The following is a 26538-nucleotide window of genomic DNA, read 5'->3' as shown; positions in this document are numbered from 1 at the left end:
TTCCTGTGACGAGCACAGGAATGAGGGCTCGCCTTAGTCACCGGCACGTTCCATATCTCTGCCCAGCTGATTGCTCTGCCAGCCGCTCATCCACAATTGCCGCAACCTTTCGCCTTCCATCTTGAAAAAGCTGCCCGTGGTTTTGCAGGCCATCACCCGGTCCGAGCGAAAGTTGCGGATCGCCTGGCGCAATTCGCACCAGGCGACGATATTCACCGTTTCCGAATAATAGATCACGGCAATGGGCCGGATCTGCCGCCGGGTCTCTGCGCCGGTTTCATCGCGATAGGTGAGGTCCAGTCGCTCCTCGTCGCGCACCGCCCGCCTGACCATGGAGAGATCGATGCCTGCGGGTGAGGGGGCGATGCTGCCCCAGGCATGCAGGGCATTGGCGGAGAGCATCTTCGACAGCGGTTCGGGCAGGGATGCGGCGATCTTGTCGCTGACCTTTTTTGCCGCCTGCCGCAATTCGGCATCCCCCGTGCGGGCAACCATGGCGAGCGCAAGCACGATTGCCTCGGTCTCCTCGATGGAAAACATCAGCGGCGGCAGGTTGAAGCCGGGACGCAGGATGTAACCGACACCGCGTTCCCCCTCGATCGGCACACGCATGGTCTGAAGGGCGGCTATATCGCGATAGACCGAGCGCGCCGTCACTTCCAGCGTCTCGGCAATGGTCTGCGCGGTCACCGGCCTGCGCGCCACCCGCAGGATCTGAATGATCTCGAATAGTCTCGACGCCTTGCGCATTGCCGTTTTTCCCGGTTCCTTCACCACGCAACTGACACAACGCTGTCAGTTGGCTTTTCCTATAAACAGGAAAACACATTGAGAAACATATGCTTTCCCGAATGTGTCGCAAACTGTCTTGGGAGATACTGACATGAGTTATGCTGAAAATCTCTGGCTTTTCTTTCTGGTCCTGTTCGGCATCATCATCCTGCCGGGCATGGACATGCTGTTCGTGCTGGCAAGCGCGCTGACGGGCGGCAAGAGAACCGGCCTTTCCGCCGCAAGCGGCATGAGCGCGGGCGGCATCGTACATTCGCTTTACGGCGCCCTGGGCGTCGGCATGCTTGCCGCCTGGATGCCGTCGCTTTTCCTGCCGCTGCTGGTCTTCGGTGCGGCCTATATGATCTGGATCGGCATCGGCCTGATGCGCAGCGCGATCGTCGTGAACGGTGATGAGGCGCAGGCGAGCGCCTCGGTCAGAAAGGCGTTCTGGCGGGCGGTGCTGACCTGCCTTTCCAATCCGAAAGCCTATCTGTTCATGATGGCGATCTACCCGCAATTTCTCAAACCCGTCTATGGCCCGATCTGGATGCAGGGGCTGGTGATGGGCGCGATGGTGGCGGTCACCCAGTTCACGGTCTATGGCGCTCTGGCGCTGACGGCGGATAAAAGCCGGGCATGGCTCGTTTCTTCGCCGGGCGCCACGATCTTCATCGGCCGCGCCGCCGGTTTCATGCTGATTGCCGCGGCCCTGCTGACGCTTTGGGAGGCCTTGTCCTAGACTTCTGTTTTCACGAGGGAATTCACCGCAATGTGACTTCTTTTCGCCATCCGGAAAGGGCATCCTCGCGCCGTTCCATCTAGCGTCCGGCGTCCGCCGGAATCAAGGAGAGAGTGTATGAAACTGAAAACCATCGCGGCGGCCATGCTTTTCGGCTGTCTTTGCGCCGGAGCGGTCTATGCTGCCGGCGAAGTCGAAAAGCGTGAAGGCATGATGAAGCAGATCGGTGGCTCCATGGGTGCGCTCGCCGCTATCTCCAAGGGCCAGAAGCCCTTCGACGCCGACGTTGTCAAGGCAGCCGTCACGGCCATCAGCGCCAACGCCAAGGCTTTCCCCGACCAGTTCCCGCCCGGCAGCGAGACCGGCAGTGCTGCGGCCCCCGCCATCTGGGAAAATTTCGATGACTTCAAGGCCAAGGCGGCGAAGCTCGGTGCGGATGCGGACACGGTTCTCGCCAATCTCCCCACCGATGAAGCGGGCGTCACCACCGCCATGAAGACGCTCGGTGCAGACTGCGGCACCTGCCACCAGACCTATCGTCTGAAGAAATAATGTGTCGGAAGACTGCTTTCGAGCGGTCTTTTCCCGGTCGCGGCTAAGCCGTGAACCGCTCCCGCGTCATCCTCGCCCCTGAGGCGAGGATCCATAAGCCGTCGAATTGTGGACCCTTGGTTCAGGCCCGAGGAAGACGTCCAGCAAGCGGGAGGGCTATCGATAATCTCGACCGCCTTCGGGCGGCCAAATATGCTCGGTCGGGCAAAAGGGGAGAGGGGTCATGTCCTCCATTTGGACGAAGCTTGCGGGCGGGATCGCGGTTGCGGCCATTGCGGGTTACGGTATTTTCGCCTGGGTCACCGCGCCTCAGCGGCAGGCGCCAAGCCATTGGGTGAGCCTTGGCGAGCCGGATCTGGCCAATGGCGAAACGCTGTTCTGGGCCGGCGGCTGCGCAAGCTGCCATGCGGCACCCGATGCGACGGGTGATGCGCTTTTGACGCTTTCGGGCGGGCAGGCGCTGAAAAGCCCCTTCGGCACCTTCCATGTGCCCAATATTTCCTCCGATCCGCAGCATGGCATCGGCAGCTGGACGCTGGCGGAATTCGGCGATGCCATGACGCGCGGCGTCGGCAAGAACGGCGAACATCTTTACCCCTCCTTCCCCTATGCCTCCTATGCCCGGATGACGCAGAAGGACATCAACGACCTCTACGGTTATCTGAAAGTCCTGCCCGCCAGCCAGAACGACGCGCCGGATCACGATCTGCCTTTCCCCTTCAACCTGCGCATGGCGCTGGGCGGCTGGAAATTCCTCTATTTCGACACATCGACACGGCCCCGTGTCGAGCTTGCCAATGCCAACGCCGAATTGCTGCGTGGCCAATATCTGGTGGAAGGGCCGGGCCATTGCGGCGAATGCCATACGCCGCGCAACGCGCTTGGCGGATTCCTCAAGGATAAATGGCTGGCCGGCGGTCCCAATCCGGAGGGCGAAGGCCGCATCCCCGACATCACCCCCGGTTCGCAAAGCATGGGAGCCTGGGCGGCGGCCGATATTGCCAGCTATCTGGAAACCGGCTTCACCCCGGAATTCGACAGCGTCGGCGGTTCCATGGTCAAGGTGCAGCAGAATATGGCGCGTCTGACGGCCGATGATCGCGATGCGATTGCCGCCTATCTTAAGGCGATACCGTCGCGGTAACCCTCGGCCGTCATGCCGGACTTGATCCGGCATCCAGCCACGGCGCGTCTGCGCCGTGAGACGGATCTATTGCGATCAAGGACTTGATCGTGCTGGACCCCGGATCTAGTCCGGGGTGACGAAGGTGGAGGCGACGGCGTGCGGTTGGAAAGCAGGCCCACCATTGACTCCCGCACCCACCCATCGGATAACAATCCTGTGATGGTTCCTTCCGGGCGTTCCGGAAGGTGAAAAGGGAACACGATAGGGAGACATCCTCATTCGTGGCTGCCCCCGCAACTGTGAGCGGAGAGCCTGAAACGAAATGCCACTGGCAAGCCATCTCGCCGGGAACCGAGGTTCCCGATCAAGGCGAGGGTGATGCCGGGAAGGCGTTTCAGGTTTTGACCCGTAAGCCAGGAGACCTGCCATTACGGAAATGTCCATGCCGGCGGGGTGTCCGGAAGAGCGGAATTTCAGGGCGGTCAGGCAAGGTGGCTCCCTGTGTCAGTCTCGTTATCCCCGTGGTGAAGTGTATCGCATGCGGCTGCGCGGCTTCTTGCCGTTCCGCCGCGTCTAAAGGCGCGGGGTCGCGCCGTAAGAGGGGTCACCATGTCCATCAACCAGAATACGGCAAATGCCGCCGTTTCAGCAAAAACGGGCAGCTTCGCGCAATCGCTGACGGCGATCGTGCTTGGCCTGTTCGTCGTCGGTTTTGTCGGCTTTTCGCATGTCGAAGCCGTTCACAATGCCGCGCATGACACACGTCATGCCAATGCTTTCCCCTGCCATTGAGGGGTAACGGCATGTCGTTCTTTCGCAATATCGTTTTTACCGCCGTTCTCGTCGGCATCGTCGGCGGTTTCGCCGTTTCGGCCATGCAGGCTGTCGGCACCACGCCGCTGATCCTTCAGGCGGAAACCTATGAAAGCGCCGGCGGCGAAGCAGCCCACAGCCATGATGCGCCCGCTGCCGGTTCCGCAGCCGCCGTTCCCGCCCATGAGCATGATGAAGAGGCCTGGGCTCCGGCCGATGGCTTCGAGCGCACCGCCTATACGGTCGCCGCCAATGTTCTGACCGCCATCGGTTACGCACTGGTGCTGACCGGCCTCATCTCTCTGCGTGGCACCAATGCCGGCTGGCGAGAAGGTCTTCTGTGGGGCGTTGCCGGTTTTGCCGCCGTCATGCTCGCACCGATGATCGGCCTGCCGCCGGAACTGCCGGGAAGCCCGGCTGCAGCACTTGAGGCGCGGCAGATCTGGTGGCTCGCAACCGTTGCCGCAACCGCGGGCGGCATTGCGCTGATCGCGTTCCGGCGCGAACCCTGGGCAATCGTTCTGGCGCTGGTGTTGATCGTTGCCCCGCATGTTGTGGGCGCGCCGCTTCCGCCGGAAGGCGAACATGCGCTGGCACCGGTGCCGCTGGAGCGCCAGTTCATTGTTGCCGCGACCATTACGAGCTTTGTTTTCTGGGCTCTGATTGGAACATTGAGCGCGTTTTTCCTGAAGCGCTTCCAGTCGGCTTGAGACCATGCAGGACGCAGCGGAATGGAGTGAGGAACTCGATGCGCTGCGTTTTGCCGTTCCCGGTCACGGCGCTTTCTGCGCCGTGCACCGCCTTGCCTTCAAGGCAGTTCTTGGCGCCAGCCCCGAAAGGGGGGCGGCGCTCGCTTTCTTCCATGAGCACGAAGCTGCTTTTACGGCTGCGGCACTCGCCAAGATAAAACGCTCGGCCTTGCCCGCCGGTCGCAATTTGCATTTGAACAGCCGCGATATTCGCCGGGCGATTGCGGGCGAGGGCGGGGATGTCGCGCCCCGTGTCTGCCGGGTGCTTGATCGCGGGTAATGCGCGATAGTCTCACGACTTAACCTCCCCACCACCCTCATTCCCGTGCTTGTCACAGGAATCCAGCCGACGCGCGTCTGCGCGGCGGAGGGAGTCTTTTCAGCCCAAGGACTTGGGCTGGCTGGATTCCCGTGACAAGCACAGGAATGAGGCTAGGAGAGCCTGCAAAACTGTCGATACCAGAATGCGCCTCACCGGTGCTCCGCCGCAAAAATTCCAAGTTCCGCCTCGGCTTGCGGACCAAAGAGGCCGAGGTGTTTCAGAATTTCCACCGCGAAACTGACCGGCGCACTGCCGGCTGCCGTGATGATGCCGCCATCGCTGACCGCTTTCGGCTGGTCGCGATAAAGCCCTTCCCCGCCATAGGCCGGATAGGCCTTATGCGATGTCAGCGAATTGCCGGTATGGGCGACGTCATCAAGGACGCCCGTGCCGCCGCGCAGATGCCGGCAACCAGCCGGTCCTTCTCGCGAAACCGCTGCACCAGCCCGCCAAGATCGGCAGCCGTTCCCTTTTCCCAGCTGAGACCGCCGGGAATGACGAGCGCATCGATATTGTCAGCGTCGAGCGCGTCATAGGATGTATCGGGCGTAACCTTCAGCCCGCCCATCGACGTCACCGGCCCACCATCCGGCGTGGCGTAAACGATCTCGACGCCGAGATAGCTGCGCGCCGCAGCAGCAAGCAGCGCCGGTTCCCAGTCCGCAAAATCCTGCGCGAGCGCAATCGCAATCCGTGTCATGGCCGTCTCCGTTCGGTGCAATCAGGCAATCGACTGCATGTAGCGCATGCCGGTGACCGGCCGGGGCGCGAAATCCATGTTTTCGTAGAAACGATGTGCCGCCACATTGCCGGTCGTGGCGCTGACGGAAAGATAGTCGCAGCCGAGCCGCTTGGCGATGTCGCGCGCGCGGGAAACCAGGTGCTGGCCGGTGCCATGGCCACGATGGCCGTCACGCACGTAGAGATGATGCAGCTCAAGTCCGCGCCGGCCTTCCTGCGCCCTGTAGAGCGGCAGAAGCAGGGCGTAGCCGATCAATTCACCATCGGCTTCCGCCACCAGCCCATGCACCCAGGGAAGCGGGCCGAACAGGTCGCGTTCCAGCTTCGCCGGCGTGATCGCTGCCGCATCGCCATGGTAGGCGGCAAGCAGGGTGATCATCTCGTTGAGTTCGGGCAAATCCGTCTTGCGCGCGCCACGAATAATGACGACGGGCGGTCTTTCCAGTGTAAGGGAGCTATCTTCGGTCATTTCGCTGGTCCTTCGGTTTTATCGGTGCCGTCAGGACGCTTGAAAAACAACAAAGCCGCCTGACGGCGGCTTGTTGACAATATGATCTGTCGAGCCGCCCTTAAAGGTAGGCCCAAAAGTACGAGCAGGAGATGGGTGCGCGTTCGTTGATCATGCCAATCAAATGCGCCCGAATCTAAAATCTGTCAAGCGGGTCAATTCGCAAATCGCGCGATTGCTGAAACAATGGCTTCCTCCATCCCCGCGTCTGCCGTGGAGTGTCCGGCGCCGTCGACCATGATCAGCTCGCTTCCCGGCCAGGCCACGGCAAGCTCGTAGGCGGTAACCGGCGGCCGCTGAAGATCGCGCATGCCCTGGATGAGCAGGCCGGGAATACCCGCCAGCCTGTCGGCGTTGCGAAGAAGCACCCCGTCGTCCAGCCAGGCCGCATGGTGGAAATAATGCGCGCAAAGACGCGCCCGTGTGAGCCTGTAGCGCTCATCCCGCCATCTTTCGGGAAAGGCCGAGGTGCTCTCTGCGGTAATCGAACCCGCCTCCCACAGATGCCATTCATAGGCCGCCCCTGCGCGGATGGCGGGGTCGGCGTCGTTCAAGAGCTGGTAATAGGCGGCAACCGGGTCGACCTTCGAGATGTGGTCCGGGATCGCTGCGATGAAACGCTGCCATTGCCCGGGCAAAAACATTCCCAGTCCCTGATACAGCCAGTCGATTTCCTTCTGCCGCGTCGTCGTGACGCCCGCCAGCACCATGGCGCGCACGTGGCGGGGATGGCGCTGGGCATAGGTCAGGCCAAGGGTGGAACCCCAGGATGTGCCGAAAACCAGCCAGTCATCCACGCCGAGTGCGACACGAATGGCCTCCATGTCGTCGATCAGATGATGCGTGGTGTTGTGCTCGAGGCTCATAGCGGCATTCGGCGTGCTTTGCCCGCAGCCGCGCTGGTCGAACTGAATGATGCGGTAACGCTCGGGATCGAAATAGCGCCGCACCGTTGCCGATATTCCCGAGCCGGGACCACCGTGAAGCAAGATCGCGGCCTGTCCCGCCGGATTGCCCGCAATCGTCACATGCAGCCTGTGGCCTTCGGAAACATCGATGAAAATAGTATCGAAGGGGGCAATTTCGGGAAAGGTTTCTGGCATCCGGCATCTCTTTTGAAGCGATGGCAGGCGCATATATCGCCGGCATGACAGCTGAATTTCATCGTCTCAGTCTTGCCGGCGTCTCAGTGCTCGCCTTCGCACATGCCGTGGTCGGAAAGCGCGCGGATAACGTAGCAATCCTCGATCGAATGGCCATGGCAATGGGAGACGATGCGCTCCAGCTCATGCTCCAGCTTCTTCAGGCTGGCGATTTTTTCACGCACATGGGCAAGGTGTTCGGCAGCGATACGGTCCGCCCCCTCGCACGGCATTTGCCGGTGCTGGCTGAGCGCGATCAACTCACGAATGGCGTCGATATTGAGCCCGATATCGCGGGCGTGGCGGATGAAGGCCAGCCTTTCGAGATCAGTTTTTTCGTAACGGCGCTGGTTACCCTCCGAGCGTCCCGCCTCGCGGATGAGGCCCATCTGCTCATAATAGCGGATCGTCGGCACCTTGACGCCGGTACGCTTCGACAGTTCACCGATCGACAGCATTGCTTTCTCCATATCCCTGGCACGGTGGCAAGAGGGCGAAGTGGTTTAGCCACTTATGCCCGATGCTCTAGTCTCTAGAGATATGGCTTTTCAGCCCGCCATTCAATGGGTGTCAGGCGGCCGCGTCCACGCCGAGCGCCTGAGCCAGCGCCTTCAAGACTTCCGTCTCGAGGCTTACGGCTGCTTCAGGCTGCGCAGCGGATGTCATCTCAAGCGCGGGCGTGGTGGCAGCGGAAGCACCGCTATCAAGGTTCCACAATGCAGCGGCGAGGCTGGCGGAAGCGCGGGCGGCCGGTGAGACTGCCGCAGCGACGCTTTCGGCGCTCGATATGGCGCGGTGCGCTGCGCGGGTCAGCTCCAGCAGAGCGTCGGTGGTGGAGTGGGCTTCCCTGTTCTTTGCCGGTTCAAGGGTCCGTACCGGCGTTGCGTAATAGCTGCTGGTGGTTGCTGCGATAGTCGTCATGACTGAGTCCCCAAGTTCTGATGGAGCATTTTTAGGGGCCGAAACATTCGCGAGGATTGCGTCACGCAGGCCTTGAACGGAAAAACATCGCGATATAGTATACCCCCCTATAGTATATGAGGTACCGATGTCCCACACGATCCGCAACAAGGAGAAGTTGCTTGCCCGCATCCGCCGCCTGAAAGGGCAGATGGAGGCGGTGGAGCGCGCATTGGACGATTCCAAGCCCTGCGGCGAGGTGCTGCAATTGCTGGCTTCGGTGCGCGGCGCGCTGTCCGGCCTGACGGGCGAGGTGATGCAGGAGCATCTGCACGAACACGTGGTGCATGCCGAAAATGAAGACGAGCGGGCGCGGGCGGCGGAAGAGCTGGCCCAGGTGCTGAAGACCTACATCCGCTAACATATCTCCTGAAAGTCTCCGTGTTTTGGGGGATGCGAGCGTGAAACGAAATATTCCAGGATCGAGCAGGATTAGCGACATGACGACGACATCCGAATTTTCCACAGCGGCCGGCCACGACCATGTTTTCCTTGGCCAGAACCATGAGCGTAACGAAAAGCGCGTGTGGATGGTGATTGCGCTGACCACCGTGATGATGGTGGCAGAGATCGTCGCCGGCCACTGGTTCGGCTCCATGGCGCTGACGGCGGATGGCTGGCACATGTCCACCCATGCGGGCGCGATGCTCATCTCGGCGCTGGCCTATCTCTATGCCCGCCGCGAGGCGCGCAATCCGCGCTTCACCTTCGGCACCGGCAAGTTCGGCGATCTCGCGGGCTTTGCCAGCGCCATCGTGCTGGCGGTGGTGGCATTGCTCATCGCTGTCGAAAGTGCGATGCGTCTCGTCAATCCGGTCGAAATCGACTTCAACCAGGCGATCCTCGTTGCCGTCATCGGCCTTGCCGTCAATCTCGTCAGCGCCGTGCTGCTGAAGGATGATCACCACCATGATCACGGCCACGGCCATGGTCACGCGCAGGGCTCACATGCCCATCACGGTCACGGTTCTCACGCGCATCATGGTGAACACGGCGCAAAGGGCGGCAGGGACAATAATCTGCGCGCGGCCTATCTGCATGTGCTGGCGGATGCGCTGACCTCGGTTCTGGCCATCGTCGCGCTGCTGCTCGGCAAATGGAACGGCTGGTCATTCCTTGATCCGGCGATGGGCATCGTCGGCGGCCTGGTCATCGCCCGCTGGTCATGGGGTCTGGTTCGCTCCACGGCGACGACGCTGCTAGACGCACTGCCGCAGGCCGATGACCTGCCGCAGGAAATCCGTCAAAGCGTGGAAACGGAAGAGGATCGCATTACCGACCTGCACGTCTGGCAGGTCGGCCCGGGCCATCACGCCGCCATCGTCGCCATCCGCTCGCAAGTGCCGAAGGCGCCGGCTTTCTACAAGCAGAAGCTTGCGGCCATACATGAACTTTCGCATGTAACGGTGGAGGTCAGCCCGGCAAGGGCCTGATGGGAATCGCCTATTTCAGTTTGTTGATGAAGGCGCTTGAATCTCTCCGCGTCATCCTCGGGCTTGACCCGAGGATCCATATCCGCTGAAGCCGTGGATCCTCGGGTCAAGCCCGAGGATGACGGAGGGTGCGGTTGAGGATGACGGAGGGTGCGGTTGAGGCTTTGTTCTGAAAGCCTATTCCGTATATTCCGAATAGGCGCTGCGCACCCATTCGGCCTTTGCTTCCACCTCGACCTCTGCAGATGCCGCAGCCGGCGCGCTGCCATTGCCGACGGCCCACAGCACATTGGCGAGCGACTGGGAAAGAATGGTGCTGGAAACAGTCGGGTTTCCGGGGCCGCGTTTTACAGCCTGCTCTTCTGGCGCGCTCTGTGCGTTGCCGGCTTTTTCGATGTCGCGGATACGTCCCTGATAATTGTACCCGCCAATATTGCTTTCGATCTGCATGTCGGTGATTCCGCGTTCAAAAGTTAACAAATGGTTAACGATGGCGGCTTGCCTGAAGCTTGCGTTTGCTGCGTTGCAGCGTCATTCCCGACTTGACAGCCGGCAAAGGAGTGCTTCGTTTTTGCCTAATGAAGACGGGGCAGGAGGAGATTGCCAGCTTTGTCCCTCGCGGCATTGCAGTCCGGTTTAAATTTCTGGCACCGGTGAACACCTCACTCCCGTCATTCCGGCCTTGAGCCGGAATCCAGCCGACGCGCGTCTGCGCGGCGAGAGAGCCCTTTCAGCCCAAGGACTTGGGCTGGCTGGATACCGGCTCAAGGCCGGTATGACGGAAAGAGGAAATCTCGCGGACGCGGCCAATCCGTCCGGTGCCGGATTACGCCGTTTCTTTTTCCACCGGAACAACCGTTTCCCGGGGCTTCTCCGGCTCCTCCGCCACTTCCACCGTAACCTCCGCCTCCTGAGGCGCAGGCGTGACCATGGCCGCCACCAGCGTGTCGAGGCCGATGCTGCCGACCGGCTTGCCGTCCTCGTCCACCACATGCGCGGTCGTCTCGTTCGCCTCCGACATGTCGCGGGCGATGGTTTCCAGCGTCGCGTTCTCAGGCACGGACATGCCCTCCGGGCGGCTTTCAAGCGGCTCCATGACCGTGGTCGCCTGCAGCACGCGGCCGCGATTGACGTCGCGCACGAAGTCGGTGACGTAGCCATCGGCCGGCGAGAGGATGATGCTCTGGCCGTCGCCCTGCTGCACCACTTCGCCGTCCTTCAAAATGGCGATATGGTCGCCGAGCCGCAAAGCCTCGTCCAGATCGTGGGTGATGAACACCACGGTCTTCTTCAGCTCCTGCTGAAGATCGAGCAGCATGGTCTGCATATCGACGCGGATCAGCGGATCGAGCGCCGAATAGGCCTCGTCCATCAGGAGAATATCGGCGTCATTGGCAAGCGCCCGGGCAAGGCCGACGCGCTGCTGCATGCCGCCGGAAAGCTGGTTCGGATAATAATCCTCGTATCCGGCAAGGCCAACACGCTCCAGCCAGTAACGGCCCTTTTCTTCGCTCTCCCTGCGCGGCACGCCCTGGATGTCGAGGCCGTAGACGCTGTTTTCCAGCACGGTACGATGTGGCAGAAGGCCGAATTTCTGGAACACCATCGCCGTTTTGTGGCGGCGGAATTGCCTCAGCGCCGAAGCGCTCATGCCGCAGATATCCTCGCCGTCATAGAGAACCTCACCCGCCGTCGGGTCGATCAGCCGGTTGATGTGGCGGATCAGCGTCGACTTGCCGGAACCGGAAAGCCCCATCACGACAGTGATCTTGCCGCCCGGCATGGTGATGTTGATGTTGTTGAGACCGAGCACGTGGTTGTGCCTGTCGTTCAGCTCCACCTTGTCCATTCCGGATCGCACCGCTTCGAGGTATTTCTCGGGATGCTTGCCGAAGATCTTGTAAAGATTCTTGATTTCGATGCTTTTAGCCATGGGAGACCTCGCGGTATTTCTGCAGACGCTTGCCGAAAGCCTGGCTCGCCCGGTCGAACATGATGGCGATGGCGACCAGAGCGAAACCGTTCAGGAAGCCCACCGTGAAAAACTGGTTGTTGATGGCCTGCAGCACGTTCTTGCCGAGCCCGCCGACACCGACCATGGAGGCGACGACGACCATGGCGAGCGCCATCATGATGGTCTGGTTGATGCCGGTCATGATGGTGGGCAACGCCAGCGGCAGCTGCACGTTGAACAGCTTCTGACCGTTGGAGGAGCCGAAGGCATCGGCCGCCTCAAGCACCTCCCGGTCCACCAGGCGAATGCCGAGGCTGGTGAGGCGGATGACGGGCGGAATGGCGTAGATCACCACTGCGATCAGGCCCGGAACCTTGCCGATGCCGAAAATCACCACCACGGGGATGAGATAAACGAAGCTTGGCAGGGTCTGCATCACGTCGAGCACGGGATTGATGAGGCGTTGCAGGCGTTCCGAACGTCCCATCAGGATGCCGAGCGGCAGGCCGATGACGATGGCGATCAGCGTGGCGATGGCGACGATGGAGAGCGTCGTCATGGCGTCGCGCCAGAGGCCGACGGCGCCGATCATAAGCAGGGAGATGGCAGTGCCACCGGTGATCTTGAAGCTGCGCCCGGCCAGATGAACGATGGCCAGAATGACCAGCATGGTGATGATCCACGGGGTCTGGATGAACAGCCGCTCCGAGGAATTGAGAAAAAGCTGCAGCGGATGCACGACGACGTCGATCGCATCGCCATAATTGCGCACGATGTCGCGAAAACCGTCATCGATGGTCTTGCGTGCCACACGCATCGTGCTGTTGTCGATGGCCGGAAACTTGCAGAGCATGTCCGGCAGGTAATTGCAGAGGGCCATTATTGTTGTTTTCCCTTTGGTTTTGATGGGATGGGCGGCAGAGGCTGGAGCGCGGGGCACCCCCCTCTGTCCTGCCGGACATCTCCCCCACAAGGGGGGAGATCGACAAGCGGCAAGGTCTCGCCCATCAAACAGGTTGCGGATTTGTGAGAAGGGGGCGCCCAGCCGATCTCCCTCCTTGTGGGGGAGATGCCCGGCAGGGCAGAGGGGGGTAAGCCACAGATGCAAACCCAGACTTTTCCCTCCTGCGGATGGGTTACATCGAAGCCTTGATCTTCTCCGCCACCTCGGCCGGAACCCACTTCGTCCAGATGTCCTCGTGGTTCTCGAGGAAATACTCCGCGCCGTCCTCGTTGGTGCCCTGGTTTTCATCCATCCAGGCAAGGATCTCGGCAACGGTCTTGTTGTCCCAGTTGCGGGCCTTGATGTAGTCCATCGTCACGCCCGCCTTGTCGGCGAAATCCTTGGTGATGACGGTGAAGACGTCTGCCACCGGATAAGCGTTGACCTTGGGATCGGCGCAATCGACCTTGGCCGTGCACTCGTCGTAATGGGCGCGGTCCAGCTCGACGCCGTCATCCAGCTTCACCATCTCGTATTTGCCGAGAATGGCGGTGGGTGACCAGTAATAGCCGAGCCAGCCCTGCTTCTTTTCAAACGCGTTGGCGATCGAGCCGTCAAGGCCGGCGGCCGAGCCCGTGTCGACCAGCGTGAAGCCCTTCTTGTCGCCTTCGCGCGCCTTGTAGAGATTGGTGGTCGTCACCTGGCAGTTCCAGCCGGACGGGCAATTGTGCACGGCGCCCTTGCTGGCGTCTTCCGGGGCTGGGAAGAGTTCGGGATGTTTCAGGGCATCCTCGACGGTCTTGATGTCGGGGTGTTCATCCGCGATGAATTTCGGGATCCACCAGCCTTCGACGCCGCCATCGCTGAGGATTTTCGACGCCTCGATCATGCGGCCTTCCTTGACGGCGGCGCTGAGCGGCTCACGCACGGCATTGACCCACAATTCGGGCGCCATATCGGGCTGGCCCTTTTCGTTCATGGAAGCAAACGTCGGCATGGTATCGCCGCTGACGACATTGACCGTGCAGTCATAGCCGTTTTCCATGATGAACTTGTCGACGTAAGCCGCGACACCGGCGGATGCCCAGTTCATTTCGGCGATGGAGATGCTGCCGCACTCTTCAGCGGCATTGGCGGAGTTTGCTGCACCGGCAGCGATGGTAAAGCCCGTTACGAGAATGGTCGAGGCGAGGAGTTTCTTCATGTGTAAGACCCCCAAGTCTGATGCAGTGTTTTCAATTGGCAAAGCGGGAGCACTGCAAAGCCCGGATTGCCAAGGGCGAACTGACATGGCGCGTGGAAAAGCCGAAAAATGACGGCAAGAAGAATATCCGCAGAACACGCTGCGGCATTGCCGCAGGAGATGCGGCGAAAAGGCGCATGAATATGTCAACGACCGGCATAATACGGCCAAAAAGTGATATTGCAACGCGAAATGGCGCATCGCAGCCATGCGTTCGATTCCCGGAACATTTTTCCGTCTGGCGTAATACTGAAAATATATTTGTAATTTACTGAGGTGTATTTTGAGTTTCAGTAGTTTGAAATAAAAATCCGTTATGCTGTAAAGTGGTATTTAAAGAAAAAATACCGGCGCGATTTTGTGGAAAAAATATTCAGAAACGGGTTTTCGAAGGGTATTTTTATACTGTTTTCGAAGCGGGCGACGTTATCCGCCGCCCGTTCCGCCATCAGCGGGTCATGCGGCGTCCTTGCCGGCCACCTTCAGCGCGAAGGCATATTCGAAGGCGATTTCTTCCAGCCGCTGGAAACGGCCCGACTTGCCGCCATGGCCGGCCGCCATGTTGGTTTTCAGCAGGATGGGGGCTTCTCCCGTGGTCTTCTCACGCAGCTTCGCCACCCATTTGGTCGGCTCCCAATAGGTCACGCGCGGATCGGTGAGGCCGGAAAGCGCAAGGATAGGCGGGTAAGGCTTCGCGCCCACATTGTCATAGGGGCTGTAGGCGGCGATCCAGCCATATTCCTCTGCCGATTCCAGCGGATTGCCCCATTCCGGCCATTCCGGCGGGGTGAGCGGCAAAGTGTCATCGAGCATGGTGGTCAGCACATCCACGAAGGGAACGGCGGCGATGATGCCGGCGAATTTTTCCGGCGCCATATTGGCAACGGCTCCCATCAGCATGCCGCCGGCCGAACCGCCTTCGGCGATGATGCCCCCATAGGAGGTGAAACCCTCCTGAACCAGATGATCGGCAGCGGCGATGAAGTCCTTGAAGGTGTTCTGCTTGTCTTCCATCTTGCCGGTTTCGTACCATTCGAAACCCTTGTCCTTGCCGCCACGAATATGGGCGATGGCATAGATGAAACCACGGTCGGCGAGCGACAGCGTGGTGGTGGAGAAGGAGGCGGGAATGGTGATGCCGTAAGCGCCATATCCGTAGAGCAGGCAGGGGGCTGAACCGTCAAGCGGCACGCCCTTGCGATAGAGCAGGGAGACCGGCACCAGCTCGCCATCATGCGCAGGCGCCATGATGCGGCGGGTGATGTAATCGTCCGGATTGTGGCCGGAGGGCACTTCCTGCGTCTTCAGCAGCGTGCGCTCGCGCGTCACCATGTCGTAATCGAACAGCTGGCTCGGCGTCGTCATCGAGGAATAGGAGAAGCGGATGACATCGGTGTCATATTCCGCCGCGCCATGCAGGCCAAGCGAATAGGCCTCTTCGGCAAAGGCGATGGAATGTTCCTCGCCGGTGCGGCGGTCGCGGATGACGATGCGCGGCAGGCCGTCGCGGCGTTCCAGCCAGATCAGGTGGCGGGCATAGGCATCGACGGAGAGAATAAGGCGGCCCGGCTCATGCGGCACGACTTCTTTCCAGTTTTCCTTGCCGGGTGCGGTGACCGGTGCTTCCACGATGCGGAAATCCTTGGCGTCGCCGTCATTGGTGAGGATGAAGAAGACATCGCCGCCTTCGCACATCGAATATTCGATACCCTCTTCGCGCTCGGCCACCACCATCGGCTCGGCCGTCAGGTCCTTCGTGGAGAGAATGCGATATTCGCTGGTCTCGTGGTCGTGAATGTCGATGAAGATGAAGTCATCGAGAACCGATGCGCCGACGCCCATGAAGAAGCCGGGGTCCTTTTCCTCATAGACCAGCCGGTCGGCCGATTGCGGCTCGCCGATGATGTGATGGAAGACTTTGGAAGGACGGTGGTTTTCGTCCTGCAGCGTGTAGAAGAAGCTCTTGCCATCGGGCGCCCATGCGCCGCCGCCGCCGGTGTTTTCCACGATATCGGCAAGGTCCTCGCCGCTTTCAAGATTGCGGATGCGCAGCGTGAAATATTCCGACCCCTTGTCGTCATAACCCCAGATGCCGTGACTGTGATCGGAAGACTGGTCGAGGCCGGCAAGACGGAAATAATCCTTGCCTTCCGCTTCCTTGTCACCATCAAGCAGCACATGTTTTTCGCCGCCATCGCGCGGAGTGCGGAAATAATGCGGCTGCTCGCCGCCGGTCACGAACAATGTCCCGTAAGCATAAGGCCCGTCATTGACCGGCACGGAGGAATCATCCTGCTTGATGCGGCCTTTCATCTCCTCGAACAGCTTTTCCTGAAGCGCCTTGGTGTCGCCCATGGCCGCTTCCATATAGGCGTTCTCCGCCTCCAGATGGGCGCGAATGGCAGGGTCGAGAAGGGTGGGGTCCTTGAACATGGCCTGCCAGTTATCGGCCCGGAACCATGCATAATCGTCGGTGCGGGTGATGCCGTGATGCGTGTCCTGAACGGGCCTTTTTTCGGCGGTTGGAGCAACGGGCAGGTTCTTGAAAATCGGCAAGGGAAACTCGCTTTCCTGTAAAATCCGTGGGCGGTACCAAGATGTAGAGTGCCCCTTACGGCCGATCAAGTTTCAAATCTCCACAGCCGCAATGTGGCTTGGGCACAATTTCGTCAGCTTTCGATCACATTTTGGCAATATCTGGCAAATCGGCGATGATGCGCGCCGGCCATCGGTCCGCCGTCCCTCGCCAGGAAAACGAAAAAAGACAAGAACAAACGAAAAAACTGACAGGATCCCATGCGAAAGCTTCTTCCCGCTGCCCTTTCTGCCTTTTTCCTTGGCTTGCAGGCCTTCACGCCCGCTTTTGCAATCGATGCCAGCGTGATGCGGCAGTTGAACGCGCTGGCGCCGGAGGAGCGCCTGGAACAGCGCTGCGATATCGAAGCGATGGAAAGAATAGCGACCGAGCAGAAGGGCATGCGGCCGGACAAGGTCATCGCTTACACCTTCGGTGATCCGGAGGTGGGCAAGAACTCCATCAAGGCACCGGGCGCGGTCTTCAGAAGCGCCGGCGAATGGTACAAGCTCAAATACAAATGCCAGCTGAAGAGCGACAGCCTCAGCATTCAGTCCTTCGACTACCGCGTCGGCGACAGGATTCCGGAGGAGCAGTGGAAGAAGTTGTATCTTTATGACTGACCGCCGAAATTTTCGGCGTCCATGCAAGGTTTAGCCCCCGCCTTTCTTGCCGCCCCGCCGGTGGCTCTGTAACCCTGTTTCTCGATCGAAGTGAGGGAGACGGGCATGGCGACACGATTCAAGGGACTTTCAGCTTTTCCGATGACGCCGGCCGATGAGGCCGGGCAGGTCGATACGCAGGCCTTTTCCGCTCTCATCGAGCGGCTTGATGCGGCCGGGGTGGATTCCGTCGGCATTCTCGGCAGCACCGGCATCTACATGTATCTGTCGCGCGCGGAGAGACGCCGGGCCATCGAGGCTGCCGCTGCGGTTTTGAAGGGCAGGCGCATATTGATGGCCGGTGTCGGCGCCCTGCGCACCGATGACGCCGTGGCACTGGCAAAGGACGCCGAAGCTGCCGGTGCGGATGCCCTGCTGCTGGCGCCCGTTTCCTACACGCCGCTGACGCAGGAAGAGGCTTATCATCACTTCGCCGCCGTGGCCGGCGCAACGGGCCTGCCGCTGGCCATCTACAACAACCCGACGACGACCCGGTTTTCCTTCAGCGACGACCTTCTGGTGCGGCTCGCCTATATTCCCAATATCCGCGCCATCAAGATGCCGCTGCCGGCCGATTCGGATTATGTGGGCGAGCTTGCGCGCCTGCGGCCGAAGCTGACGGATGGTTTCGCCATCGGTTACAGCGGCGACTGGGGATGCGCCGAGGCGACGCTTGCCGGCGGCGACACCTGGTACAGCGTCATCGCCGGCTTGCTGCCCGTTCCGGCGCTGCGGCTGATGCGGGCGGCTCAAGCTGGCGATACGGAAGAGACACGCCGGATCGACGCGGCCTTCCAGCCGCTCTGGGCGCTGTTTAAAGAATTCGGCAGCATCCGCGTGGTCTATGCAGCCGCCAGCATCCTGCCATTGGCGATCGGCGAACCGCCCCGGCCGATCCTGCCCCTCACCAGTGCGGAACGCCAGCGGGTGGAAGAGGCGCTGGCCGCCGTTGCTGCGCTGGAAGCCACGCCATAATTCGGGCGTTTTGCAGGCGGATTGCCACGTCCTTACACTTCGGAAACTGAAAAATGCTGCGTTGCCTGTCTTCTGCCGTCCTCTTCCTGTCCCTCACGACCGCTGCTTTCGCGGGAACGGGTCTTGTCGAGCCGTCTCTGAAGATGACGCCGCAGCATGACGGCAAGGTGCGGGTGGCCATGACGCTCGATGCCTGCATGGGCAAGACCGACCACCGCATTCTCGATACGCTGGTGAAGGAGCGCATTCCGGCGACGATCTTCGTTACCGCCCGCTGGCTGAAACATAATGGCGAGGCGCTGGCCACGCTCATGGCGCATCCGGACCTGTTCGAGATCGAAAACCATGGCGAAAACCATGTGCCGGCGGTGGATAAGCCGGTTTCCATTTACGGCATCGCCGCCGCCGGTTCGGAAGCGGCGGTCGAGCAGGAAGTGGAGGGCGGCCGGCAGGCCATCGTCGCCGCCACCGGCCTCCAGCCGCAATGGTTCCGAGGTGCCACGGCCAAATATACCAGGTCCTCCATGACCACCATCAACCGGCTGGGCATGCGGGTGGCCGGTTATTCCGTCAATGGCGACGGCGGCTCGCTTCTGGGGGCTGCTGCAACGGCAAAGCACATTGCTTCCGCCAGGGACGGTGACGTCATCATCTCCCACATCAACCAGCCCACCCATGAAGCGGGCGAGGGCGTGGTGAAGGGCCTTCTGGCGCTGAAGGCGCGCGGCGTGATTTTCACAAGGCTGGACGATCCGTCCTTCGCACCGCCGGGGAATTGATCCGCAAGGTCGCCGCCCGTTTCTTCTCCCCGCCGGGGAGAAGATGCCCGAAGGGCAGATGAGGGGGCAAGCTCCTCGCATCTCTCCACCGTCGCCCTCTCATCCGGCGCTGCGCGCCACCTTCTCCCCGGCGGGGAGAAGAAATATGCCGCACCGGCTTGGCCGCGAAACGGCGCGGACACGAGCCGACAACATCCCCTACATCCATGCCCGTTTTTCGGCGGCGCGGGCCAAAAAATTGCGCTAGCATCCTCCCCATGATGCTGTTCAAACGCCCCGACACAGAAACCCTCTATTCCGCCCTTGTAAACAAGGACCCCGCCTATGAAGGCGTGGCCTATGTCTGTGTGACCTCGACGAAGATTTTCTGCCGTTTCACCTGCACGGCGCGAAAGCCGAAGATTGAAAATTGCCGGTTCCGCGAGACCATTGCGGAATGCCTGGAAGCGGGCTTCCGTCCCTGCAAGCGCTGCAAACCGATGCTCGCCTATGGCACGGCCGACGAGACCGTGACTGAGCTGCTGACCGCGCTGGAAAACGAGCCCGCCCGCCGCTGGCGCGAGGAGGACGTGGTGGCGATGGGCCACGACCCGTCTACCGTGCGCCGCACCTTCAAGCGCCGTTTCGGCATGAGCTTTCTGGAAATCGCCAGGCTGCGCCGGGTTGGGGATGCGGCAACGAGCCTTGCCTCGGGCGAAGCCGTGATCGGTGCGCAGATCGATGCGGGCTATGAATCGGGCAGCGGTTTCCGCTCGGCCATCAACCAGCTCTTCGGCACCTCTCCGGCCGCCATGAAGGGCAAGGGCTTCCTGAAGGGCGACTGGATCGACACGCCGATCGGCCCGATGCTGGCCGTCGCCGACGATCACGCTTTGCATCTCCTAGAATTCGCCGACCGGCCGGCGCTTCCCACCGAGCTGAAACGGCTGAAGACGCGCACCGGCGCGGATATGGTGCTCGGCCGGACGGCCGTGACCGGCCAGATCGAAGCGGAACTAAAGGCCTATTTCGCCGGGCATTCCGCCGCCTTCGAAACTAGGCTTGCCGGCCACGGCACGCCCTTCGAGCGCGACGTCTGGCGCAGCCTGCGGGAAATCCCGGCGGGCGAGATCGTCAGCTATTCCTCGCTCGCAACCGCCATGGACAGGTCATCCGCCGTGCGTGCGGTCGCGCGTGCCAATGGCGCCAACCAGATCGCCGTCGTCGTGCCGTGTCACCGTGTGCTGGGCGCGGATGGCAGCCTGACGGGTTATGGCGGCGGGCTGTGGCGCAAGAAATGGCTGATCGAGCACGAGCGCCGCATGGCGAGCGCGCAGGGGGAGGCGCAGGGAATGCCGCTCGCTTCCTGAGCGGCCTGGCTGCTGGCGCGTGGGGTTTACCCCCCCCTCTGCCCTGCCGGGCATCTCCCCCTCAAGGGGGGAGATCGGCAGGAGGCGCTACCGCCATTTCATTCTCAACGTTGAGATGGGCGAAACCTCGCCGCAGATCGATCTCCCCCCTTGAGGGGGAGATGCCCGGCAGGGCAGAGGGGGGTAAACCCCACGCGCCGGCCGTCAAGGACAATCTCCTGACAGCTCAAACCCGGAGTAGTTCGCATTTCCAGCGGGAAAACCGCCGGTCAATCCGGCAGTTTGGGAACGACCCGGCGCGAGGGGAAAAGCTCCCGCGTCACCGTCATGGCGATCAGTGACAGCGGCAGCGCCAGCATCGCTCCGGCCGCTCCCCACATCCACGTCCAGAAGATGATCATCACGAAGACGAGGAAGGGGTTGATCTCCATGTTGCGGCCCACCACCGCCGGAAAGGCGAGGTTTTCCATCAACAGGTGGATGGTGAAGAAGATCGCCGCCGGCAGCAGCGCCAGAACGATATTGTCGTGGGTGATGATGCCGGCCACCGTCAGCGCAATCGTCATGGCGGTAATGCCGAGAAACGGCACGAAGCTGGAGAGGAAGGCGAACAGCCCCCAGAGCAGCGGCATGGCCAGCCCGCCCAGATAGGCGATGACCACCATCGTCACCCCGAGCCCGGCATAGATCAGCGCCGCCGTGGCGAAATAGGTGCCAAGCACCTCTTCCACCGAGGCGATGATGCGGATGGTCCGCAGCCGTTGATGGCGGGCCGGAAAGGCCATGATGATCGCCTTGCGCAGCCGCAGGCGGCTGTAAAGGAACATCAGCAGCGCGGCGAGGAAGATCATGCCCTGAATAACGGCTGGAGTAACATTTGAACCGAGCACGGAAATGATCTCACCACTGCGTGAAATCAGCGATTCCATCGACATCGAGCCCATGCTGAAAGTTGCCGCCGAGATATTCAGCCATCGCAGGTTTTGCAGATAGGGCAGGAAGCGGTCGATGCTGCGCTCCACCAATGCCGGTCCTTCGGAGGCGAGTTGCGACACCGGGTCGATCAGCGAATTGACCACGAAGAACATCACCGCCGCCACCAGGGTGGAGAGAATGAGCGCGACGCCAAAACCGGGAATGCCGTAGGAGCCGAGTTTTTCAGCGGCGATGCCGAGGATCATTCCCACCACGATCGCCATGACCACCGGAATGAGAATGAGCGACAATTCGTGGATGACGGCCATCATCACGACCAGAAAAATGCCGATTATCGACCATGCCACGACGACATCCAGCGCTTCGCGGCCAAGCGGCTGCTGGCTGCGGGCATCGTCGCGGTGCGATCCGGACGCAAGCCCCTCAAGCGGGTCGGCCCTCGTGGCCGCGGCAACGCCCGTGCCCGCACCCGTGCGGCCACCAATATTGCCCAAATTGCCGGCTTTTTCCGGTCTGGCATTCTCATTCATCGAACTGTCCCCCAATAAGACGACAAACGTTCGAAAAATGAGGCGGTTCCGGGGCGGTGAAAATTTCTGCCGCCCCGTCTTCCCTTACGCGGAAAGCTTCAGCCCGATGCCCCAGGGATCCTTCAGAACGATGCCGTCGCTCTGCCGTTCCGTGGCGATTTCCAGCCGGTCGAGAGCAGCCGTTGCGCGGTCAAGGGCATCAGGCTCGTTGAATTTCAGCGAGTAGCCGGAAAGGCCGGTCATGCTGTCCTTGCGGGCCGTGGCGCCGCGGCTGTTCCAGATATTGGCCGCCACGTGGTGGTGATAGGCCCCGGAGCCGAAGAAGCTCGCGCCCGGATACCGCGCCATGATCTTCAGCCCGAGTACGTCCTGATAAAATTCATCCGCCTGCGGAATATTGCCGACCTGCAGATGGATATGGCCGATTGCGGTTCCCTCTGCAGCGCCTTCGAACGCCGTCTTCGGCGCGCTGTCGTAAAGCGCCTGCAGATTGAGGCCGAGCGTTGCCATCTCCACCGTGCCGTCCTGCTGATAGGTCCATTCCTCCGGCGAACGGTCGCGATACACCTCGATGCCGTTGCCTTCCGGGTCGGCAAGATAGATCGCTTCGCTGACCAGATGGTCGGACGCGCCCTGAAGCTGGATATTGTTATGGGCGGCATGCGCCAGCCAGTGCGCCAGATCCTGCCTGCTGGGCATCAGGAAGGCGGTGTGGAACAGGCCTGCGGCATTGCGCGGCGCGCGCTCCGCGGCAGTTGAGGTGGAAAGCGTCAGCAGCGGCTGGCCATTGACGCCGAGAACCTCGCCGCTCGGGCTTTTTTCGATGACCGAAAGACCGATGATCTTCCGGTAAAAATCCGAAACGCGCGGCAGATCGTGAACGACGAGATGAGCCTGACCGACATAAGCCGGGCGCGTCAGGGCGAATTGTTTGATTTCACTCATCATAATCTCCATATTGAATCTGACGCGCCGAGGGCGGATCGGCGGCCGCCGGCATCGTCCGACGCCGCTTTGCGGCGTTTGTCGAAAGCGAATATGGGCGGATTTCATCGTTCAGCAAAGATCGCCATCCGGCGATTGACCGTCCACAATTCGTTGACAATGACCGCCCAAGCATGTCTCCCGGCTTTGACTTCGATCAAGGCGAAGGATGTGCCGGCGGGGAATATGAGCTTGAGCCACGAGAAACGGCAGATTACGCCAAAGGAGACAGCCATGTACAAAAAGATCATCGTACCGGTAGACCTCAGCGCCACCGACAAGGGTGAAAAAATCCTCGCCAAGGCCAAGGCGCTGCTGGATGCCGATGGCGAGATCGTCCTCATCAACGTGGTTGAGGAACTGCCCGGCTACATGGCGATCGACCTGCCCGTCGACCTTATTGAAAATGCCATCAAGGACGCCAAGGCGAAACTTGCCGACTTGAAGACGAGGGTCGGTTTCAACGGCAGCCAGGAAATCCGCAGCGGCGCGCCCGCGCGTGAGATCATCGCCGCTGCCGAAGAGCACAAGGCGGATCTCATCATCATCGCGTCGCATACGCCGGACTTTACCAATTATTTCATCGGCGCCACCGCAGACCGCGTGGTGCGCCATGCCAAGTGCTCGGTGCTGATCGACCGCTAAAGTGAGTTGAAATCTTGGGGTTGCGGGCGGTTTTCGCCCGCACCGGCTGGAGGAGAAGACCATGAATGCCCAAAGTTACGAGAAGATCCTGCGCGACCGTCAGCGTGAGCTTTATCGCCGCCTGCATAAAATCGAGGCTGATTTCGAGGAACCGCGCAATCCCGATGACGATGACCGCGCCATCGAGCGCAGCAATGACGAGGTGCTGGACGAGCTGGGGCAGGTGGGTCAGGACGAGCTGCGCGCCATCGACGCCGCCCTTGACCGCATCGCGAACGGCACTTTCGGCACCTGCGTCAAATGCGGCAAGAAAATTTCGGAAGACCGCCTGAAAGCCGTTCCCTATACGCCGTTCTGCCAGGAATGCGCTGCGGCGCTGTGAGGGGCGTTCCTTATCTACCCTCATTCCTGTGCTTGTCACAGGAATCTAGCCAGCCCAAGTCCTTGGGCTGAAAGAACTCTTTCCGTCGCGCAGACGCGCGTCGACTGGATTCCTGTGACAAGCACAGGAATGAGGGCGCCGGCGAGGACCGCTACTCAACCTCTCCTTTTGAAACAGCCTCGAACGCAATTTGATCGCCGTTAACCGGCTGCTGTCTTGTTCCTGTCTAATATTGCCGTCATGCTTGGCCACAAGCAGGCAAACGGGAATGGACTATGAGTAACGTGTGGCGGTTTGGTCGCCAGTATGATTTTCACGAGATTGTCGCCGATGGCATCGTCCACGGCGTGGGTATCGTTTTTGCGCTGGTGGGCGCCACGGCGCTGATTTTTTACGCGACCGTCTGGGGCAGCCTCAGCGCCATTGCGGCCGCCTGGATTTATGGTCTCGGCCTCGTCGCCTGTCTTTCCGTGTCTTTCACCTATAATATCTGGCCGCATTCCAACGTAAAATGGTTCCTGCGCCGGCTGGACCATTCGGCGATCTTCATCCTGATTGCAGCCACCTATACGCCTTTCCTGATGCGCGGCATTCACGATCCGCTGATTGCCACGATGCTGGGGCTGATCTGGCTTGCCGCCATCTGCGGCATATTGCTCAAATGCCTGTTTCCCGGCCGATACGACCGCGTTGCCATCGGCCTTTATCTCGCCATGGGCTGGAGCGGCATCATGGTGGTGCAGCCGCTTTCGTCCCATCTGGCGCCTGTCACGCTCTGGCTGATCGTTGCCGGCGGCGTCATCTATTCACTTGGCGTGGTCTTCCATGTCTGGGAAAAGCTGCGGTTCCAGAACGCCATCTGGCACGGTTTCGTCGTCGCCGCCGCCGTGGTCCACTATTTTGCGGTCGTCACCTCCTTCAGCCTCGCTCCCCTGACGTCCTGATATCGCGAGCACTGGACAGCCATCCGCGTCATCGCCTAATGCTCGCGTGAAGATCGTGTCCGGCAGGGCGCGGTGCAGGCAAGAACGAGGGCGAACGATAATGAGCGTGGAACTGCGCGATGCGACCGTGGATGATCTTTCCGGCATCATGGAGATTTACAATGACGCGGTCCTGAACACGACGGCGATCTGGAACGAGGTGCTGGTCGATCTGGATAACCGCAAGGAGTGGTTTTCCGCCCGCAAGTCACGCGGCTTTCCGGTCATCGTCGCGATTCTTGACGGCAAGGTCGCCGGCTATGCTTCCTATGGCGACTGGCGCGCCTTTGACGGTTATCGCCACACCCGGGAACATTCGGTCTATGTCCACAAGGACGCACGTGGCCACGGCATCGGCAAAAAGCTGATGCAGGCGCTGATCGACCATGCATCGGGCAATGACGTGCATGTGCTGATCGCCGCAATCGAATCGGAAAATCACGCCTCCATCCGCCTTCACGAAAGCCTCGGTTTTACGGTTGCGGGCCGGTTTTCGGAAGTTGGCACCAAATTCGGCCGCTGGCTGGACCTGACCTGCATGCAACTGAAACTGAGCTAGTTCGCGGGCCGGGATTTCTCTCAGGCGGGACGCCGGGCGAAGGCGAGCATGACGCCGAAGGCCATCATCATGGAGCCGCTGATCCGGTTCACCCGCTTCAGGGCGCGCGCATTGCGCATGAGACCGGACAGCCGAGAACCGACAAAGGCGTAAACGGTGATAGCCACCACCTCGAGCAGCAGGAAAATTGCGCCGAGCGTGGCGAAACTCTGCCAATAGGCGTCCTGCTGGATGAATTGCGGGAAAAACGCCGTGAAGATCAGGATGGCCTTGGGATTGCCGGAGGCGACGAAAAACTCCTGCCGCAGATAGGTCTTGAGAACATTTCCGTTGCCCGAGGATACATCGGGAGCGGTGACGTCCGCCCTTGAGCGGATGAGCTTGAAGCCGATCCACAGCAGGTAGAGAACGCCGATCCATTTGATCAGCGAAAACATCATTTCGGACGCCATCAAAAGTGCGCCGAGGCCCAAAGCGGCGATCGCAATCATGCCCGCGAAAGCAACCAGCCGGCCGCTTGCCGCCATCACCGCCGTCGCCATGCCGTATCGCGCACCCACAGTCATCGACAGGAGATTGTTGGGCCCGAACGCCATGTTCAGGGCAAAGCAGGCGGGAATGAATATGAGGATGGTTTCGAGCGCCATGATGGTGATCCGGAAGGAGTGAGATCGCGATAATCTCACTCTCCGGTCCAGCTGTCGAGACGGTCATTTTCTTCGCAACAAAGGCCGGCAGGCAGCCGGCCGTTACCCGTCTCTGATCAGATAGGTTCGAACACCATCGAATGGCCGTTGATGCAGTAGCGCAGGCCGGTGGGCTTCGGGCCGTCCGGGAAGACGTGGCCGAGATGGCCGCCGCAATTGGCGCAGCGGATTTCCGTGCGGACCATGCCGTAGCTCGCGTCACGATGTTCCGTCACGGCGCCCGGCTTTACCGGCTCGAAGTAGCTCGGCCATCCGCAGCCCGCATCGAATTTCGTGTCGGAGAGGAACAGCGGCTCGTCGCAGGCGGCGCAGCGGTAAAGACCCTTCTGGAACGTGTCCCAGTAGGGGCCGGTAAAGGCGCGCTCCGTGCCGTGTTCACGCAGGATGTGATATTGCTCCGGCGTCAGCTGCTCGCGCCAGTCGGCATCGCTCTTGTTCACTTTGGGGGATGTCAGATCGCTCATGGAATGATC

The 26538-nt window shown here is 60.8% G+C and carries 31 protein-coding genes, 1 pseudogene and 1 riboswitch; of the genes and pseudogenes, 17 read left to right on the top strand and 15 right to left on the bottom strand.

The window, feature by feature from the left end; genetic code table 11:
• Nucleotides 1–33: 33 nt before the first annotated feature.
• Nucleotides 34–750 (bottom strand): helix-turn-helix transcriptional regulator, encoded by a 717-nt coding sequence (locus OK142_RS04505; RefSeq protein WP_498681288.1) that lies wholly within the window; start codon nt 748–750, stop codon nt 34–36.
• 133 nt (nt 751–883) lie between these two features.
• On the opposite strand from OK142_RS04505, the gene OK142_RS04500 reads away from it, so the two are divergent.
• The 6 genes from OK142_RS04500 (at nt 884) to OK142_RS04475 (ending at nt 5033) form a co-directional block, all read left to right on the top strand.
• Nucleotides 884–1513 (top strand): LysE family translocator, encoded by a 630-nt coding sequence (locus OK142_RS04500; RefSeq protein ID WP_216330960.1) that lies wholly within the window; start codon nt 884–886, stop codon nt 1511–1513.
• 117 nt (nt 1514–1630) lie between these two features.
• Nucleotides 1631–2065, top strand: coding sequence for a c-type cytochrome (locus tag OK142_RS04495; protein WP_216330961.1), 435 nt, complete (start codon nt 1631–1633; stop codon nt 2063–2065).
• 223 nt (nt 2066–2288) lie between these two features.
• Nucleotides 2289–3209 carry a cytochrome c gene (locus tag OK142_RS04490; RefSeq protein WP_137037275.1) on the top strand — a complete coding sequence of 307 codons (921 nt, stop codon included), beginning with the start codon at nt 2289–2291 and terminating at the stop codon, nt 3207–3209.
• Between the two features lie 185 nt (nt 3210–3394).
• Nucleotides 3395–3635, top strand: a riboswitch (cobalamin riboswitch).
• A gap of 165 nt (nt 3636–3800) precedes the next feature.
• Nucleotides 3801–3983, top strand: coding sequence for a CbtB domain-containing protein (locus OK142_RS04485; protein ID WP_003494386.1), 183 nt, complete (start codon nt 3801–3803; stop codon nt 3981–3983).
• Nucleotides 3984–3994: 11 nt separating this feature from the next.
• Nucleotides 3995–4714: a CbtA family protein gene (locus OK142_RS04480; RefSeq protein ID WP_498681285.1), complete on the top strand. Its 720-nt coding sequence runs from the start codon at nt 3995–3997 to the stop codon at nt 4712–4714.
• 4 nt (nt 4715–4718) lie between these two features.
• Complete coding sequence (locus OK142_RS04475) at nt 4719–5033, top strand: hypothetical protein (RefSeq protein WP_498681284.1); 315 nt, start codon at nt 4719–4721, stop codon at nt 5031–5033.
• A gap of 191 nt (nt 5034–5224) precedes the next feature.
• On the opposite strand, the pseudogene OK142_RS04470 reads toward OK142_RS04475, so the two are convergent.
• The 5 genes and pseudogenes from OK142_RS04470 to OK142_RS04450 all read right to left on the bottom strand — a co-directional run bounded on the left by OK142_RS04470 (nt 5225) and on the right by OK142_RS04450 (nt 8387).
• Nucleotides 5225–5775, bottom strand: a pseudogene (locus OK142_RS04470) (type 1 glutamine amidotransferase family protein).
• Between the two features lie 21 nt (nt 5776–5796).
• Complete coding sequence (locus tag OK142_RS04465) at nt 5797–6285, bottom strand: GNAT family N-acetyltransferase (protein ID WP_003494390.1); 489 nt, start codon at nt 6283–6285, stop codon at nt 5797–5799.
• Between the two features lie 194 nt (nt 6286–6479).
• On the bottom strand, nt 6480–7427 hold the full coding sequence (gene pip, locus OK142_RS04460) for a prolyl aminopeptidase (RefSeq protein WP_498681281.1): 948 nt from the start codon (nt 7425–7427) through the stop codon (nt 6480–6482).
• Between the two features lie 83 nt (nt 7428–7510).
• Nucleotides 7511–7924 carry a MerR family transcriptional regulator gene (locus OK142_RS04455; protein WP_082183927.1) on the bottom strand — a complete coding sequence of 138 codons (414 nt, stop codon included), beginning with the start codon at nt 7922–7924 and terminating at the stop codon, nt 7511–7513.
• Between the two features lie 112 nt (nt 7925–8036).
• Nucleotides 8037–8387 (bottom strand): hypothetical protein, encoded by a 351-nt coding sequence (locus tag OK142_RS04450; RefSeq protein WP_498681279.1) that lies wholly within the window; start codon nt 8385–8387, stop codon nt 8037–8039.
• A gap of 127 nt (nt 8388–8514) precedes the next feature.
• Here OK142_RS04450 and dmeR point away from each other — a divergent pair, with 127 nt between their 5' ends.
• Together dmeR and dmeF are read left to right on the top strand one after the other, a co-directional pair.
• Entirely contained in the window at nt 8515–8787 is a 273-nt protein-coding gene (gene dmeR / locus OK142_RS04445) for a Ni(II)/Co(II)-sensing transcriptional repressor DmeR (protein WP_003494395.1), read from the top strand.
• Nucleotides 8788–8866: 79 nt separating this feature from the next.
• Nucleotides 8867–9859 (top strand): CDF family Co(II)/Ni(II) efflux transporter DmeF, encoded by a 993-nt coding sequence (gene dmeF, locus OK142_RS04440; protein WP_003494396.1) that lies wholly within the window; start codon nt 8867–8869, stop codon nt 9857–9859.
• A 177-nt stretch (nt 9860–10036) separates the two neighbouring features.
• Here the strand turns inward: dmeF and OK142_RS04435 are convergent, their stop codons facing one another.
• The 4 genes from OK142_RS04435 to OK142_RS04420 form a co-directional block, all read right to left on the bottom strand.
• Nucleotides 10037–10309, bottom strand: coding sequence for a hypothetical protein (locus tag OK142_RS04435; protein WP_498681277.1), 273 nt, complete (start codon nt 10307–10309; stop codon nt 10037–10039).
• A 376-nt stretch (nt 10310–10685) separates the two neighbouring features.
• Nucleotides 10686–11792, bottom strand: coding sequence for a quaternary amine ABC transporter ATP-binding protein (locus OK142_RS04430; protein ID WP_498681276.1), 1107 nt, complete (start codon nt 11790–11792; stop codon nt 10686–10688).
• Nucleotides 11785–12693 carry an ABC transporter permease gene (locus OK142_RS04425; RefSeq protein WP_082183931.1) on the bottom strand — a complete coding sequence of 303 codons (909 nt, stop codon included), beginning with the start codon at nt 12691–12693 and terminating at the stop codon, nt 11785–11787. The genes OK142_RS04430 and OK142_RS04425 overlap by 8 nt, the downstream gene beginning before the upstream one ends.
• A gap of 256 nt (nt 12694–12949) precedes the next feature.
• The gene (locus OK142_RS04420; RefSeq protein WP_498681274.1) at nt 12950–13960 is read right to left on the bottom strand and encodes an ABC transporter substrate-binding protein; all 1011 of its coding nucleotides are present in this window, start codon (nt 13958–13960) and stop codon (nt 12950–12952) included.
• Between the two features lie 35 nt (nt 13961–13995).
• On the opposite strand from OK142_RS04420, the gene OK142_RS04415 reads away from it, so the two are divergent.
• Entirely contained in the window at nt 13996–14274 is a 279-nt protein-coding gene (locus OK142_RS04415) for a hypothetical protein (RefSeq protein ID WP_168207988.1), read from the top strand.
• Between the two features lie 181 nt (nt 14275–14455).
• Here the strand turns inward: OK142_RS04415 and OK142_RS04410 are convergent, their stop codons facing one another.
• Nucleotides 14456–16555, bottom strand: coding sequence for a S9 family peptidase (locus OK142_RS04410; RefSeq protein WP_498681272.1), 2100 nt, complete (start codon nt 16553–16555; stop codon nt 14456–14458).
• Nucleotides 16556–16795: 240 nt separating this feature from the next.
• Here OK142_RS04410 and OK142_RS04405 point away from each other — a divergent pair, with 240 nt between their 5' ends.
• From OK142_RS04405 to OK142_RS04390, 4 genes are all read left to right on the top strand, one after another.
• Nucleotides 16796–17197, top strand: coding sequence for a DUF930 domain-containing protein (locus tag OK142_RS04405; RefSeq protein WP_082183934.1), 402 nt, complete (start codon nt 16796–16798; stop codon nt 17195–17197).
• Nucleotides 17198–17302: 105 nt separating this feature from the next.
• On the top strand, nt 17303–18211 hold the full coding sequence (locus OK142_RS04400; protein ID WP_498681268.1) for a dihydrodipicolinate synthase family protein: 909 nt from the start codon (nt 17303–17305) through the stop codon (nt 18209–18211).
• 53 nt (nt 18212–18264) lie between these two features.
• Nucleotides 18265–18990: a polysaccharide deacetylase family protein gene (locus tag OK142_RS04395; protein WP_498681266.1), complete on the top strand. Its 726-nt coding sequence runs from the start codon at nt 18265–18267 to the stop codon at nt 18988–18990.
• 257 nt (nt 18991–19247) lie between these two features.
• A complete protein-coding gene (locus tag OK142_RS04390) occupies nt 19248–20339 on the top strand; it encodes a bifunctional transcriptional activator/DNA repair enzyme AdaA (protein WP_003497221.1) in 1092 nt (363 codons plus the stop codon).
• A 269-nt stretch (nt 20340–20608) separates the two neighbouring features.
• Here the strand turns inward: OK142_RS04390 and OK142_RS04385 are convergent, their stop codons facing one another.
• Both OK142_RS04385 and OK142_RS04380 read right to left on the bottom strand, forming a co-directional pair.
• Nucleotides 20609–21805, bottom strand: coding sequence for an AI-2E family transporter (locus OK142_RS04385; RefSeq protein ID WP_498681264.1), 1197 nt, complete (start codon nt 21803–21805; stop codon nt 20609–20611).
• 84 nt (nt 21806–21889) lie between these two features.
• Complete coding sequence (locus OK142_RS04380) at nt 21890–22750, bottom strand: VOC family protein (RefSeq protein ID WP_498681261.1); 861 nt, start codon at nt 22748–22750, stop codon at nt 21890–21892.
• A 273-nt stretch (nt 22751–23023) separates the two neighbouring features.
• Here OK142_RS04380 and OK142_RS04375 point away from each other — a divergent pair, with 273 nt between their 5' ends.
• From OK142_RS04375 to OK142_RS04360, 4 genes are all read left to right on the top strand, one after another.
• Nucleotides 23024–23434, top strand: coding sequence for a universal stress protein (locus OK142_RS04375; RefSeq protein WP_003497216.1), 411 nt, complete (start codon nt 23024–23026; stop codon nt 23432–23434).
• A 61-nt stretch (nt 23435–23495) separates the two neighbouring features.
• Nucleotides 23496–23816: a TraR/DksA family transcriptional regulator gene (locus tag OK142_RS04370; protein ID WP_313614333.1), complete on the top strand. Its 321-nt coding sequence runs from the start codon at nt 23496–23498 to the stop codon at nt 23814–23816.
• 275 nt (nt 23817–24091) lie between these two features.
• On the top strand, nt 24092–24760 hold the full coding sequence (trhA, locus tag OK142_RS04365; protein ID WP_035242747.1) for a PAQR family membrane homeostasis protein TrhA: 669 nt from the start codon (nt 24092–24094) through the stop codon (nt 24758–24760).
• Nucleotides 24761–24860: 100 nt separating this feature from the next.
• Nucleotides 24861–25358, top strand: a complete 498-nt coding sequence (locus OK142_RS04360; RefSeq protein ID WP_498681254.1) for a GNAT family N-acetyltransferase — start codon at nt 24861–24863, stop codon at nt 25356–25358.
• 20 nt (nt 25359–25378) lie between these two features.
• Here the strand turns inward: OK142_RS04360 and OK142_RS04355 are convergent, their stop codons facing one another.
• Nucleotides 25379–26005: a LysE family translocator gene (locus tag OK142_RS04355; protein WP_003497209.1), complete on the bottom strand. Its 627-nt coding sequence runs from the start codon at nt 26003–26005 to the stop codon at nt 25379–25381.
• A 116-nt stretch (nt 26006–26121) separates the two neighbouring features.
• On the bottom strand, nt 26122–26529 hold the full coding sequence (gene msrB / locus OK142_RS04350) for a peptide-methionine (R)-S-oxide reductase MsrB (RefSeq protein WP_082183942.1): 408 nt from the start codon (nt 26527–26529) through the stop codon (nt 26122–26124).
• Nucleotides 26530–26538 lie beyond the last annotated feature (9 nt).

It is taken from the genome of Agrobacterium sp. BT-220-3, assembly GCF_025910175.1.
Taxonomy (GTDB): Bacteria; Pseudomonadota; Alphaproteobacteria; order Rhizobiales; family Rhizobiaceae; genus Agrobacterium; species Agrobacterium oryzihabitans.
Note: the sequence above shows the minus strand (reverse complement) of the source record. Positions and strands in the feature narration are given on the sequence as shown.

Excerpts from the sequence above, each read along its gene's own strand:
- OK142_RS04505 (WP_498681288.1), bottom strand. The coding sequence starts at position 750 with ATGCGCAAGGCGTCGAGACTATTCGAGATCATTCAGATCCTGCGGGTG.
- OK142_RS04500 (WP_216330960.1), top strand. The coding sequence starts at position 884 with ATGAGTTATGCTGAAAATCTCTGGCTTTTCTTTCTGGTCCTGTTCGGC.
- OK142_RS04495 (WP_216330961.1), top strand. The coding sequence starts at position 1,631 with ATGAAACTGAAAACCATCGCGGCGGCCATGCTTTTCGGCTGTCTTTGC.
- OK142_RS04490 (WP_137037275.1), top strand. The coding sequence starts at position 2,289 with ATGTCCTCCATTTGGACGAAGCTTGCGGGCGGGATCGCGGTTGCGGCC.
- OK142_RS04485 (WP_003494386.1), top strand. The coding sequence starts at position 3,801 with ATGTCCATCAACCAGAATACGGCAAATGCCGCCGTTTCAGCAAAAACG.
- OK142_RS04480 (WP_498681285.1), top strand. The coding sequence starts at position 3,995 with ATGTCGTTCTTTCGCAATATCGTTTTTACCGCCGTTCTCGTCGGCATC.
- OK142_RS04475 (WP_498681284.1), top strand. The coding sequence starts at position 4,719 with ATGCAGGACGCAGCGGAATGGAGTGAGGAACTCGATGCGCTGCGTTTT.
- OK142_RS04465 (WP_003494390.1), bottom strand. The coding sequence starts at position 6,285 with ATGACCGAAGATAGCTCCCTTACACTGGAAAGACCGCCCGTCGTCATT.
- pip (WP_498681281.1), bottom strand. The coding sequence starts at position 7,427 with ATGCCAGAAACCTTTCCCGAAATTGCCCCCTTCGATACTATTTTCATC.
- OK142_RS04455 (WP_082183927.1), bottom strand. The coding sequence starts at position 7,924 with ATGCTGTCGATCGGTGAACTGTCGAAGCGTACCGGCGTCAAGGTGCCG.
- OK142_RS04450 (WP_498681279.1), bottom strand. The coding sequence starts at position 8,387 with ATGACGACTATCGCAGCAACCACCAGCAGCTATTACGCAACGCCGGTA.
- dmeR (WP_003494395.1), top strand. The coding sequence starts at position 8,515 with ATGTCCCACACGATCCGCAACAAGGAGAAGTTGCTTGCCCGCATCCGC.
- dmeF (WP_003494396.1), top strand. The coding sequence starts at position 8,867 with ATGACGACGACATCCGAATTTTCCACAGCGGCCGGCCACGACCATGTT.
- OK142_RS04435 (WP_498681277.1), bottom strand. The coding sequence starts at position 10,309 with ATGCAGATCGAAAGCAATATTGGCGGGTACAATTATCAGGGACGTATC.
- OK142_RS04430 (WP_498681276.1), bottom strand. The coding sequence starts at position 11,792 with ATGGCTAAAAGCATCGAAATCAAGAATCTTTACAAGATCTTCGGCAAG.
- OK142_RS04425 (WP_082183931.1), bottom strand. The coding sequence starts at position 12,693 with ATGGCCCTCTGCAATTACCTGCCGGACATGCTCTGCAAGTTTCCGGCC.
- OK142_RS04420 (WP_498681274.1), bottom strand. The coding sequence starts at position 13,960 with ATGAAGAAACTCCTCGCCTCGACCATTCTCGTAACGGGCTTTACCATC.
- OK142_RS04405 (WP_082183934.1), top strand. The coding sequence starts at position 16,796 with ATGCGAAAGCTTCTTCCCGCTGCCCTTTCTGCCTTTTTCCTTGGCTTG.
- OK142_RS04400 (WP_498681268.1), top strand. The coding sequence starts at position 17,303 with ATGGCGACACGATTCAAGGGACTTTCAGCTTTTCCGATGACGCCGGCC.
- OK142_RS04395 (WP_498681266.1), top strand. The coding sequence starts at position 18,265 with ATGCTGCGTTGCCTGTCTTCTGCCGTCCTCTTCCTGTCCCTCACGACC.
- OK142_RS04390 (WP_003497221.1), top strand. The coding sequence starts at position 19,248 with ATGATGCTGTTCAAACGCCCCGACACAGAAACCCTCTATTCCGCCCTT.
- OK142_RS04385 (WP_498681264.1), bottom strand. The coding sequence starts at position 21,805 with ATGAATGAGAATGCCAGACCGGAAAAAGCCGGCAATTTGGGCAATATT.
- OK142_RS04380 (WP_498681261.1), bottom strand. The coding sequence starts at position 22,750 with ATGAGTGAAATCAAACAATTCGCCCTGACGCGCCCGGCTTATGTCGGT.
- OK142_RS04375 (WP_003497216.1), top strand. The coding sequence starts at position 23,024 with ATGTACAAAAAGATCATCGTACCGGTAGACCTCAGCGCCACCGACAAG.
- OK142_RS04370 (WP_313614333.1), top strand. The coding sequence starts at position 23,496 with ATGAATGCCCAAAGTTACGAGAAGATCCTGCGCGACCGTCAGCGTGAG.
- trhA (WP_035242747.1), top strand. The coding sequence starts at position 24,092 with ATGAGTAACGTGTGGCGGTTTGGTCGCCAGTATGATTTTCACGAGATT.
- OK142_RS04360 (WP_498681254.1), top strand. The coding sequence starts at position 24,861 with ATGAGCGTGGAACTGCGCGATGCGACCGTGGATGATCTTTCCGGCATC.
- OK142_RS04355 (WP_003497209.1), bottom strand. The coding sequence starts at position 26,005 with ATGGCGCTCGAAACCATCCTCATATTCATTCCCGCCTGCTTTGCCCTG.
- msrB (WP_082183942.1), bottom strand. The coding sequence starts at position 26,529 with ATGAGCGATCTGACATCCCCCAAAGTGAACAAGAGCGATGCCGACTGG.